The following is a 14,502-nucleotide window of genomic DNA, read 5'->3' on the forward strand; positions in this document are numbered from 1 at the left end:
GGCACGAGTCGAAACACCGCCTCGCATAACCAAGGAGACAACCCCGTGCAGCGACCCCGGGTATTGAACATCGCCGCCGCCGCCCTCATCGGCGGCGCGGCGGCCATCGTGACGAGCGGCGCGCAGGCGCAGGCCTGGCCGGCGCGGCCGATCACCCTGATCGTGCCGTATCCGGCCGGCGGCACCGCCGACCTGGCGGCGCGCACCATCGCCCAGGCGATGGGCCCGCATCTGAAGCAGTCGATCGTGGTCGACAACCGCGCCGGCGCGGGCGGCAACATCGGCATGGGCGTGATCAAGCGCGCGGCCCCCGACGGCTACACCATCGGCCTGGGCACCATCGGCACGCAGACCATCAATGCCTTTCTGTATCCCGACATGCCGTTCGATCCGGCCCGCGACTTCACGCCGCTCAGCATGGTGTTCACCACGCCGAACGTGATCGCGGTGCGCGCCGATTCCGACATGAAGACCGTGCAGGACCTGGTGCGCAAGGCCAAGGCCAACGAGGCCAAGCCGCTGACCTATGCCTCGCCCGGCGTGGGCTCGTCGGTGCACCTGACCGGCGCCTATCTCGAGCAGGCCGCCGGCATCCGCATGCTGCACGTGCCGTTCAAGGGCGTGTCGGGCTCGATGCCGGCGCTCATCGGCGGGCAGGTCGACGTGCTGCTCGACAACCTGCCCAGCACGCTGGCCCAGCTCAAGGACGGCTCGCGCGTGCGCGCGCTCGCGGTCACCTCGGCGCAGCGTGCGCCGGCCCTGCCCGACGTGCCGACCGTGGCGGAATCGGGCCTGCCAGGCTTCGACGTGACGGCGTGGTTCGCGCTCTACGCGCCGGCCGGTACGCCGCAGGCCGTGCAGACCACGTTGATCGAGGCGGCGCAGAAGGCGCTGGCGACGCCCGCGGTCAAGGAGCAGCTCGTCGCCCTCGGCGCGGCGCCGGGGGCGCTCGCCGGCCCGCGCCTGTCGGCGTTCGAGGGGCAGGAGCGCGAGCGCTGGGGCAGGCTGGTGAAGGACCGCAACATCACGACCCAGTGAGCGCGGCCGCGCTTGCCTGCGGCGCCTGCGCTGGCGCCCAGCCGCCGGCCAGCGCGCGGTAGAGCGCCACCGCCGCGCCGGCCCGGCGCACGGCGGCATCGGCGGCCGCATCCTCCGCCTGGAGCCGGCTGCGTTCCACGTCGAGCACCTCGTCGAATCCGATCGCGCCCGCGCGCCAGCGCGCCTGGGCCAGCTCGCTGGCGCGCGTGCTGTCGGCCGCCGCCTGCTCCAGGTGGCCGCTCTCGGCGCCGATGCGCGACAGGCGCAGCAGCGCGTTCTCGGTTTCCTCGGCGGCCTGCATCACGGTCTGCTGATACATCGCCAGGCGTTCGGCCGCGCCCGCCTCGCTCTGCGCGATGCGGGCCCGCACCCGGCCGATGTCGAGAAACGACCAGTCGATGCCCAGCGCGATCAGGTGCGTGTCGCTGCCCTCGCGGAAGACGTCGTAGCTCGCCGTGCTGCTGCCCAGCAGGCCGGTGAGTGTGAAGCGCGGATACAGGCTGGCGGTGGCCACGCCGATGCGGGCGGTCGCGCCATGCAGCCTCGCCTCGGCTGCCGCGATGTCGGGCCGGCGCCGCAGCAGCTCGCCGGGCGTGCCCGGGGCGATGCGGTCGGGCAGCTGCGGCAGCGGCGCGGGCGCAGCCAGCCGCGCCACCAGCGCGGGAATGGGCTGGGCCGTGAGCACCGCGAGGCGATGCTGGTTCACGCCGATCGCGGCCTCGAACGCGGCGATGCGCGAGCGGGTCGCCTCGAGCTGGGCGCGGGCGCGCGCGGCGTCCAGGTCGGAGCCGCGCCCGGCGGCGATGCGGGCCTCCACCAGCGCATGGGTCTGCTGCTGGGTCTCGGCATTGGCCCGGCTGATGCGCAGGCGTTCCTGGGCGCCGCGCAGCTGCAGGTAGGCATCGGCCACGTCGGCCGCGATGGCGACGCGCACGGCGCGGACGTCGGCGGCGCTGGCTTGCGCGTCGGCACGCTGCGCCTCCACGCCGCGGCGCACCCGGCCGAACAGATCCAGCTCCCAGAGCGCGTCGATGCGGGCGCCGGAGGTCGGCGCGCTGCGCTCGTCGCGCGAGGCGCCGAAGGCATCGTCGCGGCTCTGCAGCTGATGGCCGATCCGGCCGCTGGCGGTGACGGTGGGGTAGCGGTCGAGCCTGGCCTGGGACAGCAGCGCGGTGGCGGCGTCGCGCCGTGCCAGCGCGGCGGCCAGGTCCTGGTTGGCGTCGTAGGCGCGGTTCACCAGCTCGGCCAGCAGCGGGTCGCCAAAGCCCTGCCAGAAGGCCTGGTCGGCGGCGGCGCTCGCGCCTGGGGCGGCGGTTGCGCGCGCAAACGAGTCCGCCAGCGCGGCGCTGTGCGGCGGCGCGTGGTCGGGGCCGACCGCGCAGGCGCCCAGCAAGAGCGCGAGGCCGAGCGGGGCCGCGAGACGGGGGAAGCGGGGCGTCATGGATGCTCTCCTTCGGGCAGCGTGGCGCCGGCCGGGTGCGCGAGCGAGCCGCCGGCCAGCTTGCGCATGAGGACGTAGAAAACCGGGGTGAGGAACAGGCCGAACAGGGTGACGCCGAGCATGCCGGCGAACACCGTGATGCCGGTGGCGTAGCGCACCTCGCTGCCGGCGCCGGTGCCGATCAGCAGCGGCACCGCGCCCGCAATGAAGGCCACCGAGGTCATGATGATGGGGCGCAGGCGCAGCTTGCACGCCTCCAATGCCGCCGGCACCGTGGCCATGCCCTTGATCTCGAGCTCGCGGGCGAACTCCACGATCAGGATCGCGTTCTTGCACGCCAGCCCCATCAGCACCACCAGCCCGACCTGCACGAACACGTTGTTGTCGCCGTGCGAGAGCCACACGCCGAACAGCGCGGCGCACATGCAGACCGGCACGATCAGGATCACGGCGAGCGGCAGCGTCCAGCTCTCGTACAGCGAGGCCAGCACCAGGAACACCAGCATCAGCGCCAGCGGAAACACGATGAGCGCGGCGTTGCTCTGCTTGACCTGCTGGTAGCTCAGGTCGCTCCACTCCAGCACGATGCCGGGCGGCAGCACCTCGCGCGCGATCTGCTCGAGTTTCGCGATGACCTGGCCGGACGAGAGTTGCTGCGGATCGGCCTCGCCGATCAGGTCGGCGGCCGGATAGCCGTTGTAGCGCATCACCGGGTCCGGCCCGAACGTGGGGCTGACCGTCACCATCGCCCCGATCGGCACCATGTCGCCTGCGGCGTTGCGCACGCGCAGCCTGGCGATGTCCTCGGCGGCCTGGCGGTGGCGGCTGTCGGCCTGCACCATCACGCGGTAGACGCGGCCGAACACGTTGAAGTCGTTCACGTAGCTCGAGCCGAGATAGACCTGCAGCGTCTGGAACAGATCGGTGAGGGACACCCCCTGCGCCTTGGCCTTGACCCGGTCCACATCGACCTGCAGCTGCGGGATGTTGGCCTGGTACGAGCTCACCGGATAGCCCATGCCGGGCGTCTGCGCGACCGCGGCACTGAAGGCGTCGATGGCCTGCTGCAGCGCGCCGTAGCCCAGCCCCGCGCGATCCTCCAGGTAGAGCGAGTAGCCCGAGCCGTTGCCCAGGCCCTGGATCGGCGGGGGCATGAGCGCGTAGGCGAAGCCGCCGCTCACGGCGGAGAAGCGCTGCGACAGCTCGGCCACGATCTCGGCGGCCGGCCGCTCGCGCTCGGCGAAGGGCTTGAGGATCACATACGAGTTCGTGATGTTGGGCGTGTTGGTCTGCTGCAGGGCGTTCAGGCCGGCAAAGCCCGACACCATGTCCACGCCGTCGGTCTCGAGCGCGATGCGCGTCATCTCGTCCATCACCGCGTTGGTGCGCGCCAGCGACGCGCCCTCGGGCAGCTTGGCGCCGGCAAACAGATAGAGCTTGTCCTGCACCGGGATGAAGCCGGTGGGGATGGTGTTGAACAGGAACGCGGTGGCACCCAGCAGCGCCGCGTACACGACGAACACCAGGCCGCGATGGCGCAACGAACGCGCCACCGTGCCGTGATAGCGCTCGGCGCTGCGCTGGAAGAAGCGGTTGAACGGCCGGAAGACCCAGCCGAAGCCGCGGTCGATGCCGCGCGTGAGCGCATCGCGCGGCGCGTCGTGCGGTCGCAGCAGCTTGGCGGCCAGCGCTGGCGAGAGCGTGAGCGAGTTGATGGTGGAGATCACGGTGGAGATCGCGATCGTGACGGCGAACTGCTTGTAGAACTGGCCGGTCACGCCGCTCATGAAGGCCATCGGCACGAACACGGCGCACAGCACCAGCATGATGGCCACGATCGGCCCGGACACTTCCTTCATGGCCTGGTGGGCGGCCGCGCGCGGACTCAGCCCGCGCGCGATGTTGCGCTCCACGTTCTCGACCACCACGATGGCGTCGTCGACCACGATGCCGATCGCCAGCACCAGCCCGAACAGCGTCAGGGTGTTGATCGAGTAGCCCAGCAGATACAGGAAGGCGAAGGTGCCGACGATCGAGACCGGCACGGCCACCAGCGGAATGATCGAGGCGCGCCAGGTCTGCAGGAACAGAATCACCACCAGCACCACCAGCACCACCGCCTCGATCAGGGTGTGCTGCACGGCCTTGATCGAATCGCGCACGAAGACGGTGGGATCCCAGACCGGCTTGTAGGTGACGCCCGGCGGGAAGCGTTCGGCCAGCGTGGCGAGCCTGGCATAGACGGCGTCGGCCACCGCCAGCGAGTTGGCGCCGGGCGACAGGAAGATGCCGACCATGGCCGCATTCTGCTCGTTGAAGAAGGCGCGCAGCGTGTAGTCGCCCGAGCCGAGTTCGATGCGCGCCACGTCGGCCAGTCGCGTGACCTGGCCATCCGGGCCGTTGCGCAGCACGATGGCGCCGAACTCGTCGGCCGTCTTCAGGCGCCCCTGGATGTTGATCGGCACCAGGAAGTCGGTGCCGCGCGGCGAGGGCTCGGCGCCGAGCTGGCCGGCCGAGACCTGCACGTTCTGCTCGCGCACCGACTGCATCACGTCGCCGGCGGTGAGGCCGCGCGCGGCCAGCCGGTCGGGGTCGAGCCAGATGCGCATCGCGTAGTCGCCCGCGCCGTACAGCCCCACGTCGCCGATGCCCGGGATGCGCGAGAGCTCGTCCTTCACATTGAGAAGCAGGTAGTTGCGCAGGTAGAGCGCATCGCGCGAGTTGTCGGGCGAATGCAGGCTCACGTACATGAGCGGCGTGGAAGACTGCTTCTGCGTGGTGACGCCGTACTGGCGCACCTCCTCGGGCAGGCGCGAGAGCGCCTGGCTCACGCGGTTCTGCACGCGCACCGCGGCCGTGTCCGCGTCCACGTCGGGCAGGAAGGTCACCACCACCTGCAGGCTGCCGTCGGAGCTGGAGACCGACTTCAGGTACATGATGCCCTCGACGCCGTTGATCGCCTCTTCCAGCGGCGCGGCCACGGATTCGGCGATCTCCTTGGGATTGGCGCCGGGGTAGGTGGTGCGCACCACCACGCTGGGCGGCACCACTTCGGGGTATTCGCCCGCCGGCAGCACCGGGATGGCGATCAGGCCGAGCGCGAAGATGATGATGGACAGGACGATGGCGAAGATCGGCCGGTCGATGAAGAATTTCGAGAAATCCATCTTGGGCGTCCGTTCCTATTGCGCCGGGCCGGCGGCACCGTCGCGCGTGGCCAGCGCCACCGGCTTCACCGGCGCGCCGGGATAAAAGATCTTCTGCATGCCGTCGGCCACCACGCGGTCGCCGGCGGCGAGCCCGCTTTCGATGATGCGTTCGCCGCCGATCTTGCGGCCGATCGTCACGTCGCGGCGCAGCGCCTTGTCGTCCGGGCCCACCACGTAGACGTACTTGCGGTTCTGGTCGGTCAGCACGGCGCGCTCGGCGACCAGGATCACGGGCCGCGGCGTGGGGGTGCCCAGCTGCACCCGGGCGTACATGCCCGGCGTGAGCGCGCCGCCGGCGTTGTCGACGCGGGCGCGCAGCCGCATGGTGCCGGTGGCGGCATCGAGCCGGTTGTCGACGAAGTCGATGACGCCGGTGTGCGGGAAGTCGGCGCCATCGGCCAGCCCGATGCGCACCTCGGCGCCGTCGAACGGGCGGCCGTCCGCCGCCGCGCGCGACTTCAGATAGCCCAGATAGCTGTGCTCGTCACTGTCGAAGTAGACGTACACGGGATCCTGCGACACCAGCGTGCCCAGCAGGGACTGGTCGGCCTGCGCCAGGTTGCCCGCCGTCATCAGCGCGCGGCCGATGCGGCCGGCGATGGGCGCGCGCACCTCCGTGAAGCTCAGCTGCAGCCGGGCGTCCGCCACGGCCGCCTGCGCCGCCTGCAGCGTGGCCTGGGCCTGCGCATGGCTGGCCGCCGCGCCGTCCAGCTCCTCCTGGGAGGTGGCGCGCGCCGCCATCAGCGTGCGCACCCGGGCGAGCTGCAGGCGGGCCAGGTTGGCCGCGGCACCGGCCTCGCGCGCCTGCGCCTCGGCGCGCGCCAGCGCATTGCGATACGGGCGGGGGTCGATCACGAACAGCAGGTCGCCCTGGCGCACGCTGTCGCCCTCCTTGAACGCCACCCGGTCGAGATAGCCGCTCACGCGCGGGCGCAGGTCGACGGCGTCGACCGCTTCGACGCGGCCGTTGTAGGCGTCGGTGAGGCGCGCGTCGCGCGGCGCGACCGCAATCACGCCGACCTCGGGCGGCGGCGGCGCGGTGTCCGCGGCGGGGCCTTTGCAGGCCGTGAGGGCGAGGAGGAGAAAACCGGCGCAAAGCCGGGCGCGAGGCGCAAAGCCCCGGGAGATGGCGCGGATGCCGTACATGATTTCAAGGGGCCGTTGTAGACTGCGCGGATGGTAGAAGTTCAAGTGAACTTCAAGTCAAGGATGCCCATCATGTCGGATCAGGAATTCATCGAAGGGCCGCTCATGGCCATCGGCGAGATCGCCAGGCGCAGCGGCGTGGCCGCCTCGGCGCTGCGCTTCTACGAATCACTGGGGCTCATCACCTCGGTGCGCGAGGGCTCGAGCCGGCGCTACTTTCCGCGTTCCTGCCTGCGCCGCATCGCGTTCATCGTGTTCGCGCAGCGCATCGGCTATTCGCTCGAGGAGATCGCCGAGCAGGTGCGCACCATCGATGCCAACAAGTCGCCGAGCCAGGAAGACTGGAAGCGCATGACGCGCGACTGGCGCGCGCGCGTGCGCCAGCGTATCGAGGAACTGGAGCGCCTCGACATGGAGCTGGATCACTGCATCGGCTGCGGCTGTCTGTCGCTCAAGCGCTGCCGCCTGAGCAACCCCGACGACCGCGCGGGGCGCGCGGGGCCGGGTGCCCGCGTGTGGCTGGGCGACACGCTGCCCAAGGGCAGATAGGCGCGCGGTGGGCGTCAGTGCTTCATCGCGGGCGTCGCGTGCGGCGTGCCGTCGCGCGCGGTGGTGAGCGGCCGCACCGTGGCATCGACCTGCTGGCTGTGGCGCTGGCCGTCGGCCGACTCCGTGATGAGCGTGAGCGGCACCACCTCGCCGGTCTTCATCTGGCGGTGCACGTCCATCAGCATGATGTGATAGCCGCCGGGCTTGAGTTCCACGGCCTCGCCGGCCGGGACCGGCACGGCCTCGACCTGCCGCATCCGCATCACGTCGCCGTCCATGCGCATCTCGTGCACCTCGGTGGAACGCGCCACCTCCGATTGCGCGCCCACCAGCCGGGTGTCGGCCTGGGCGCGCAGCGTCATGAAGGCGCCGGTCGACTTCTGGCCCGGCACGGTGGCGCGGATCCACGCGTCGTCCACGCTCAGTTGCGCGGCGGCGGGCAGGCTGGCGGCGGCCAGCAGGGCGGCGCCGAGGGTCAGGGTGATGAATTTCATGGGGGTCTCCGGTTGAGGCTCAGGCCGCCTGCGCGGGCGGCACGGCGAGTAGTTTCTGGATGTCGTTGACGTAGTCGGCCACGCTTTGCGTGTGTTTCATGATCACGCGCAGCCTGCCGTTGGGGTCGTAGAGATAGTTGAACGAGGAGTGGTCCATCGTGTAGCTGTCGCCGGTCGGGACCTTCTGGTAGAAGACCTTGAAGGCGCGTGCGGTGTCGCGGATCTCCTGGTCGCTGCCGTACAGGCCGAGAAACGCGGGGTCGAAGGCGCCGGTGTAGGCGCGCAGCACCTCGGGTGTGTCGCGTTCCGGGTCCACCGTCACGAACAGCACCTGCAAGCGGTCGCCCGCCGGGCCGAGCGCCTGCTTCACTTCCACGGCGCGTTGCAGCGCGGTGGGGCAGACGTCGGGGCACTGCGTGAAGCCGAAGAACACCATCACGGCCTTGCCGCGAAAGTCGGCCAGGCGATGGCGCTTGCCGTCGGTGCCTTGCAGCGCGAAGTCGCGGCCCAGGTCGCTTTCGCCGAGCACCAGGCCGCGCATGTCATCGAGTTCGTCGCCCTTGGAGCAGGCGGATAGCGCGGCCAGCAACGTGGCCGCGAGCGGCGCGAGCAGCAGCGCGCGTCGTGTCGTCATCGGGATCTCCCTCTTGCCTGCGCCGCGTGCGCGGCGCGTGGGCGGGGGCCGGCGCGTCAGGGCGGCGCCAGCCGGTGGCCGGCGTGGCGGGCGGCATGCGGGCCTGCCTGCCGCATCCGCCGCGCTGCATGCGCGCGAGACGGGTCGGCATGGCAGGCACACCTGCGCGCACCGTCAGGGCCGGCGTGCGTGGATGCGGATCAGGCGAGGGCGGGAGGCGCGCGTGGGCCGAGTGGCGGGCCCTGGGCGGGCAGTGCGGGCAGCGCGCGCTGCGGCGGCAGCGGCAGGACGGAAAAGGCCACGAGGGCGCCCGGCACGGGGGCCAGGCCCGCGAGCGGCAACACCGCGTGGGCGGCGACGCTGCCGAACACGCAGTGCTGCGCGGCGGCGTGCGTGTCGTTTGCGGGTGTGCCCGGCTTCTCGAGCGTGATGCGCATCGGTCCCGCGCCGTCGCACAGCGCGAGCATGACGTGGCTGGCCGCGGGCGCGGCCATGAAGCCGGCCGGCACCGCCGCACGCAACAGGAACGCGCACAGCGCCAGGCAGACGAGAATCCGCCAGGTCAGACTGCCGTGTTCGCGCGACGGGCAACGGGGCTTGGGCATGGGCGGATTCTAGTACAGCGCGCCGGGGCGCGAGGCACGCGCGGGCGGCCTGCGGCAATATGTCGCGTTTGCGCGCCGCTCCCTTTCGCCGTCACAATCGTCGGCGTGCGGCGCAGCGGCTGCCGGGCCGCGCGACCCTTTCGGGCGCGCGTCAGCGGCAGCGGCTACGCTCGCAAACACATGCGGCCGGCGCGTCTGCCGGCGTTGACTGATGGAGAGGCATCGATGAAAGCACTGACCCTGGCGCTCGCCGCGCTGGCCCTCGGCCCGCAACTGGCCTGGGCCCACGCCCACCTGAAGCAGAGCACGCCGGCGGCCGGCAGCGCCGCGGCCTCGCCCGCCGCGATCAGCGCCACCTTCACCGAAGGCCTGGAGCCGGCCTTCTCGACGCTAGCCGTCACCGGCGCCGATGGCCGCGCGGTCGATCTCGGCAAGGCGGCGCCCGCGCCGGGCGACGACAAGACGCTGGTGCTGCCCGTCAGGCAGGCCCTGCCCGCCGGCGCCTACACCGTGCAATGGCAGGTCCTGTCGAAGGACGGCCACAAGACCCGCGGCGACTGGAAATTCACGGTCAAATGACCGTGGCGGTGTTGATGGCGCTGTGCCGTTATGGCGCGGCGCTCATGCCGATGCTGATCTTCGGCGCGTGCCTGATGCGCGCGGTCGGGCGCCTGCCGTACCCGGCCGCCGCGGCCGCATGGCAGCGCCGCGCCGCGACCGTCGGCCTGCTGTGCGCGGCGGCGCTGCTGCCGCTGCAGGCCGCCACCATCGCGGGCGAGCCCGCCGCGATGGTGCAGCCCGCGCTGCTGTGGCAGGTGGCCACGCTGACCGGCTATGGCCAGGCCTGGATGGCGAAAGCCGTGCTGGCCGTGCTGCTGGTCGGCGCCGCCTGGCGCGGGGCCGGCAACACCGCGCTGCTGTGGCTGGCCGGCGGCGTGCTCGCCGCCACGGGTGCGAGCGGCCACGCCGCCATGCACGGCGGCACGATCGGCCTGCTGCACGTGTCCAACAACATCGTGCACATCCTCTGCGCGGCCTTCTGGCTCGGTGCCTTGGCGGTAGTGCTGCCCCTGCTGCATCGTTGGCCGCGCGACCAGGCCGAGGCCGGCCGCGCGCTCGCGCGCTTCTCCAGCGCGGGCCATTGGGCGGTCGCCGGCGTGATGGCGACCGGGGCGCTCAACACCTGGCTGATCCTGCGCGACGCCGGCCTGAACCTGCAATCGCCGTATCAATGGCTGCTGGCATTGAAGGCCGGCTTGGCCCTGCTGATGGCGGCGCTGGCGCTGGCCAACCGCTATTACTGGGTGCCGCGGCTGGCGCGCGGCGGGCAGGCGATGCGCGTGCTGCGGCGGCAGGCGGCGATGGTGCTGTGCGCCGGGCTGGCCGCCGTCCTGCTGGTGTCGCTGCTGGGCATGCTGTCGCCGGCGTGAGGCGCCGGCGCCCGCCGTTTGCGGCCGGCGGCCCGGGGGGTGTCTAATGGCGCGAGACCCCCGCCGAGACCCCATGTCCGACTCTTCTTCGCCTGCCGCGCCGCATCGTCCCTTCGTCCAGAATGCGGGCCCGCGCCGCACGCTGCACTTCACCGCCAAGGAAGTGCAGAGCAGCATGTCGGTGCTCAATCCCGATGCGCTCGAGATCGAGTACACCCGCATGATGATGGGGTTTCTGTTGTTCAATCCGGCGCCCGCGCACATCCTGATGGTGGGGCTGGGCGGCGGTTCGCTGCCGAAGTTCTGCCATCGCTATCTGCCGGCCACGCGCATCACGGTGGTCGAGATCGACCCCGCCGTGATCGCGCTGCGCGACACCTTCATGGTGCCGCCCGACAGCGAGCGCTTCCAGGTGATCGAGGCCGATGCGGCCGAATACATGCGCACGCAGGACCACGACGCCGACGTGATCCTGCTCGACGGCTACGTGGTGGGCGGCATTCCCGCGCCGCTCTGTACCGCCGACTTCTACGCCGACTGCCATCGCGCGCTGCGCGACGACGGCATCCTGGTCTGCAATTTCCACGTCAATCATCCCGACCATCGCAGCTATCTGGAGCGCGTGCGCGCCGCGTTCGGCAATGCGATGTTCGAGGTGGTCGACGACGACATGACCAACAGCATCGTGTTCGCCTGCACCGGCAACCTGCTCGATGATCCCGCGGCGGCCGAGCTCAAGCGCCCGCCCGCGCTGGCCAAGGAAGGCTGGCGCCAGCTGCTGCTCACGTTCCAGGTGATCGCGGCCACGCTCGAGTTGCGCTGAGTCGCGAGGTGCAGCCGGAGAGGTGGGGCCGGCGAGGTGCGGCCGGGCCGCGACAGGGGGCATTCCGGCCCCAAAATTCGACCGACCCTCCGGTCGTCCAAACCCGAAGAATTGGGCCAATTCGCGCCGCTCATCCCCTGATCCTGGGCGCGGCGGCGCGGCTAGCATTCGGCTGCCGGCATGGGATTTCCGGGATCGGGAGATCGGCCGGCGCAACCATTCATTCGAACAGCAATATTTTTGGAGGCGGATTTCCCCGGGCTGCGCATGCCTGGCTGGCCCCGCCGGCGCCGCGTGCGCCGCCGCGCACGGAGCCGCCATCATCGAGGCATGGGCGCGGCCCTGGACAGATCCGGGGCAGTCATGAAGAACTTGAAGCTGGGCACCCGACTCGCGGGTGGTTTTGCGGTATTGCTGGCCATGACCACCGTCATGTGCCTGGTGGGCCTGTATGCCTTGAGCAACATCAGCGGCGCGGTCGAGGACATGACCCAGCGCTCGCTGATCAAGGAACGCATGATCTCCGACTGGAGCCGCTACATCCATACCGGCGTGACGCGCACCACCGCCATCGCCAAGAGCTCGGATCCGAGCCTGGTGCAGTTCTTCTCGCAGGAAGCCGCCGATTCGACCAAGCGCGCTTCGCAGCTGCAGCAGCAGATCGAGCCGCTGATCCAGAGCGACGAGGAAAAACGCATCTGGGCCGATCTCGGCACGGCGCGCACCGCCTATCTCAGCTCGCGCGACCGCAGCTACAAGGCCAAGCAGGACGGCGACATCGCCGCCGCCACGCGCATCTTCGAACAGGAATACCTGCAGGCCTCGCGTCGCTTCATCGACGTCATCACGCAACTGCAGGAACTGCAGCGCAATGCCATCGACGCGCAGGCCGCGTCGATCGACAGCGCCTACCGCAGCGCCAACCTGTGGATGGTGGTGCTGGGCGTCGTCGCCGTGGTGAGCGGCCTGCTGCTGGCCGTGCTGCTCACGCGCGGCATCACCCGACCGCTGGCCCAGGCCGTGCGCGTGGCGCGCACCGTGGCGTCCAACGACCTCACCAGCCACATCACCGCCACCTCGCGCGACGAGATCGGCGAGCTGATGGGCGCGTTGCAGACGATGAACGCCAACCTCGCGGGCACCGTGACGCGGATCCGCTCGGGCGTGGAAAACATCGCTTCGGCCTCGAGCCAGATCGCGGCCGGCAACGCGGACCTGTCCTCGCGCACCGAGCAGCAGGCCGCCTCGCTCGAGGAGACCGCCGCATCGATGGAGCAACTCTCGTCGACCGTGAAGCAGAACGCGGAAAGCGCGCGCCAGGCCAATCAGCTGGCGGCCGCGGCCTCCGACACCGCCTCGCGCGGCGGCGCCACCGTGACCGAAGTGGTGGGCACCATGAGCGCCATCTCGGCCAGCTCGGTGAAGATCGCCGACATCGTGTCGGTGATCGACGGCATCGCGTTCCAGACCAACATCCTCGCGCTCAACGCGGCGGTCGAGGCCGCGCGCGCGGGCGAACAGGGCAAGGGCTTTGCGGTGGTGGCGGCGGAGGTGCGTTCGCTGGCGCAGCGCAGCGCGCAGGCCGCCAAGGAGATCAAGACCCTGATCGAGGATACGGTGCACAAGATCGGCCAGGGCTCGGACAGCGCCGAGCGCGCCGGCGCCACCATGCAGGACATCCTGTCGGCGGTGCAGCGCGTGACCGACATCATGGGCGAGATCGCCGCGGCCTCGGCCGAACAGGCCGACGGCATCGAGCAGGTGAACCGCGCCGTGGCGCAGATGGACGAGGTAACGCAGCAGAACGCGGCGCTGGTCGAGGAAGCCGCCGCGGCGGCCGGCTCGATGCAGGACCAGGCCGCCGACCTGCGCGGCGCCGTCAGCGCCTTCAAGCTGCAGGGCGGCACGCCGACGCAGGCCGACGCGCAGGCGCCCCGCCCGGGCGCTGCGCCGCTGGCCCTAGCGGCCTATTGAGGCGAGGCCGCGCGCAGGTGAGAACGCCCTGGTCGAGGCCAGGGCGTTTTGCGTGACGCCGCCCTGGTCCAAAGCCAGGGCGTTTTGCATGGTGCCGCCCTGGCTTGGACCACGGCGTGTGGCGTGGCGCTGCGCGCCGCGTCAGGCCGGGTCGGGGAGCCGCTCGGGACGCACGAACGCGATGCGGTTCTCGCTCGACTGGCCGAACACCAGCGCGCCCTGCTCATACGAGCTCTCGCCGAACAGGGCCGACTCGTCGATCTTCGCCAGGCCGGTGGCCAGGCCCTGGAAGTCGAACAGCTTGGTGTCGACCAGGTGCGAGGGCACCACGTCGGTGAGCGCGCGGAACACGTTGGCGACGCGGCCGGGGGTCTCGCGTTCCCACGCCTGCAGCATCTCCTTGACGCGCACGCGCTGCAGGTTTTCCTGCGAGCCGCACAGATTGCACGGGATGATGGGGAACGCCATGTCGCGCGCGTAGGCGGCGATGTCGGCTTCGCTGCAATAGGCCAGCGGCCGGATCACCACGTGCGCGCCGTCGTTGGTGGCGAGCTTGGGCGGCATGGCCTTCATCTTGCCGCCGAAGAACAGGTTCAGGAAGAACGTCTCGACGATGTCGTCGCGGTGGTGGCCCAGCGCGATCTTGTTGCAGCCCAGCTCCTTCGCGGTGCGATAGATCACGCCGCGCCGCAGCCGCGAACAGAGCGAACAGGTGGTCTTGCCCTCGGGCACCTTCTCCTTGACGATGGAGTAGGTGTCGGCCTCGACGATGCGGTACGGCACGCCGGTGGTCTCGAGGTAGCGCGGCAGCACGTCTTCGGGAAAGCCGGGCTGCTTCTGGTCGAGGTTCATCGCGATCAGCTCGAACTTGACCGGGGCGCGCCGCTGCAGGGCCTTGAGCACCTCCAGCATGGTGTACGAGTCCTTGCCGCCACTCATGCAGACGAGGATCTTGTCGCCGTCTTCGATCATCTTGAAATCGACGATGGCCTTGCCCGCCTCGGACTGGAGCCGATTCTCGAGGCGGTGGAAATTGTTGGAATCCTTCATGACTGCATCGGAAGCACAGGGAAAACGGTATTTTAGCCGCGCCCGGGGCGTGACCCCGGCGGGGGGCGCGCCGGCCCGTGCGGCGCCGTGCCGGGGCCGCGCGCACGAG

Annotated in this window: 13 protein-coding genes; 6 read left to right on the top strand and 7 right to left on the bottom strand. The window is 70.7% G+C overall.

Going from position 1 to position 14,502, the window contains the following annotated elements:
* Positions 1-45: 45 nt before the first annotated feature.
* Positions 46-1,038, top strand: coding sequence for a Bug family tripartite tricarboxylate transporter substrate binding protein (locus tag CEG14_RS01540; RefSeq protein WP_094824596.1), 993 nt, complete (start codon positions 46-48; stop codon positions 1,036-1,038).
* On the opposite strand, the gene CEG14_RS01545 is transcribed toward CEG14_RS01540, so the two are convergent.
* From CEG14_RS01545 to CEG14_RS01555, 3 genes are read right to left on the bottom strand one after another with little or no spacing between them, the layout of a single operon-like run.
* On the bottom strand, positions 1,025-2,479 hold the full coding sequence (locus CEG14_RS01545) for an efflux transporter outer membrane subunit (RefSeq protein WP_094824597.1): 1,455 nt from the start codon (positions 2,477-2,479) through the stop codon (positions 1,025-1,027). The genes CEG14_RS01540 and CEG14_RS01545 overlap by 14 nt on opposite strands.
* Complete coding sequence (locus CEG14_RS01550) at positions 2,476-5,646, bottom strand: efflux RND transporter permease subunit (protein WP_094824598.1); 3,171 nt, start codon at positions 5,644-5,646, stop codon at positions 2,476-2,478. Before CEG14_RS01550 ends, CEG14_RS01545 begins: the two co-directional genes overlap by 4 nt.
* 15 nt (positions 5,647-5,661) lie before the next feature.
* Complete coding sequence (locus tag CEG14_RS01555; protein ID WP_094824599.1) at positions 5,662-6,834, bottom strand: efflux RND transporter periplasmic adaptor subunit; 1,173 nt, start codon at positions 6,832-6,834, stop codon at positions 5,662-5,664.
* 72 nt (positions 6,835-6,906) lie between these two features.
* Here CEG14_RS01555 and soxR point away from each other — a divergent pair, with 72 nt between their 5' ends.
* A complete protein-coding gene (gene soxR, locus CEG14_RS01560) occupies positions 6,907-7,383 on the top strand; it encodes a redox-sensitive transcriptional activator SoxR (protein WP_094825241.1) in 477 nt (158 codons plus the stop codon).
* Between the two features lie 14 nt (positions 7,384-7,397).
* On the opposite strand, the gene CEG14_RS01565 is transcribed toward soxR, so the two are convergent.
* The 3 genes from CEG14_RS01565 to CEG14_RS01575 form a co-directional block, all read right to left on the bottom strand.
* Positions 7,398-7,877 carry a copper chaperone PCu(A)C gene (locus CEG14_RS01565; RefSeq protein ID WP_094824600.1) on the bottom strand — a complete coding sequence of 160 codons (480 nt, stop codon included), beginning with the start codon at positions 7,875-7,877 and terminating at the stop codon, positions 7,398-7,400.
* Between the two features lie 19 nt (positions 7,878-7,896).
* On the bottom strand, positions 7,897-8,511 hold the full coding sequence (locus CEG14_RS01570; RefSeq protein WP_094824601.1) for an SCO family protein: 615 nt from the start codon (positions 8,509-8,511) through the stop codon (positions 7,897-7,899).
* Positions 8,512-8,711: 200 nt separating this feature from the next.
* Positions 8,712-9,116 carry a DUF2946 domain-containing protein gene (locus CEG14_RS01575; RefSeq protein WP_094824602.1) on the bottom strand — a complete coding sequence of 135 codons (405 nt, stop codon included), beginning with the start codon at positions 9,114-9,116 and terminating at the stop codon, positions 8,712-8,714.
* 225 nt (positions 9,117-9,341) lie between these two features.
* Between CEG14_RS01575 and copC the strand changes: the two genes are divergently transcribed.
* The 4 genes from copC (at position 9,342) to CEG14_RS01595 (ending at position 13,343) form a co-directional block, all read left to right on the top strand.
* The gene (gene copC, locus CEG14_RS01580; RefSeq protein ID WP_094824603.1) at positions 9,342-9,695 is read left to right on the top strand and encodes a copper homeostasis periplasmic binding protein CopC; all 354 of its coding nucleotides are present in this window, start codon (positions 9,342-9,344) and stop codon (positions 9,693-9,695) included.
* A complete protein-coding gene (gene copD, locus CEG14_RS01585) occupies positions 9,692-10,546 on the top strand; it encodes a copper homeostasis membrane protein CopD (RefSeq protein ID WP_143277159.1) in 855 nt (284 codons plus the stop codon). The genes copC and copD overlap by 4 nt, the downstream gene beginning before the upstream one ends.
* A gap of 73 nt (positions 10,547-10,619) precedes the next feature.
* Positions 10,620-11,369 (top strand): fused MFS/spermidine synthase, encoded by a 750-nt coding sequence (locus tag CEG14_RS01590; protein ID WP_255032070.1) that lies wholly within the window; start codon positions 10,620-10,622, stop codon positions 11,367-11,369.
* A gap of 363 nt (positions 11,370-11,732) precedes the next feature.
* Positions 11,733-13,343, top strand: a complete 1,611-nt coding sequence (locus CEG14_RS01595) for a methyl-accepting chemotaxis protein (RefSeq protein WP_094824606.1) — start codon at positions 11,733-11,735, stop codon at positions 13,341-13,343.
* Between the two features lie 141 nt (positions 13,344-13,484).
* Here CEG14_RS01595 and ttcA read toward each other — a convergent pair whose 3' ends face one another.
* Positions 13,485-14,393, bottom strand: a complete 909-nt coding sequence (gene ttcA, locus CEG14_RS01600; RefSeq protein ID WP_094824607.1) for a tRNA 2-thiocytidine(32) synthetase TtcA — start codon at positions 14,391-14,393, stop codon at positions 13,485-13,487.
* Positions 14,394-14,502 lie beyond the last annotated feature (109 nt).

It is taken from the genome of Bordetella genomosp. 1 (assembly GCF_002261335.1).
GTDB lineage: Bacteria > Pseudomonadota > Gammaproteobacteria > Burkholderiales > Burkholderiaceae_B > Bordetella.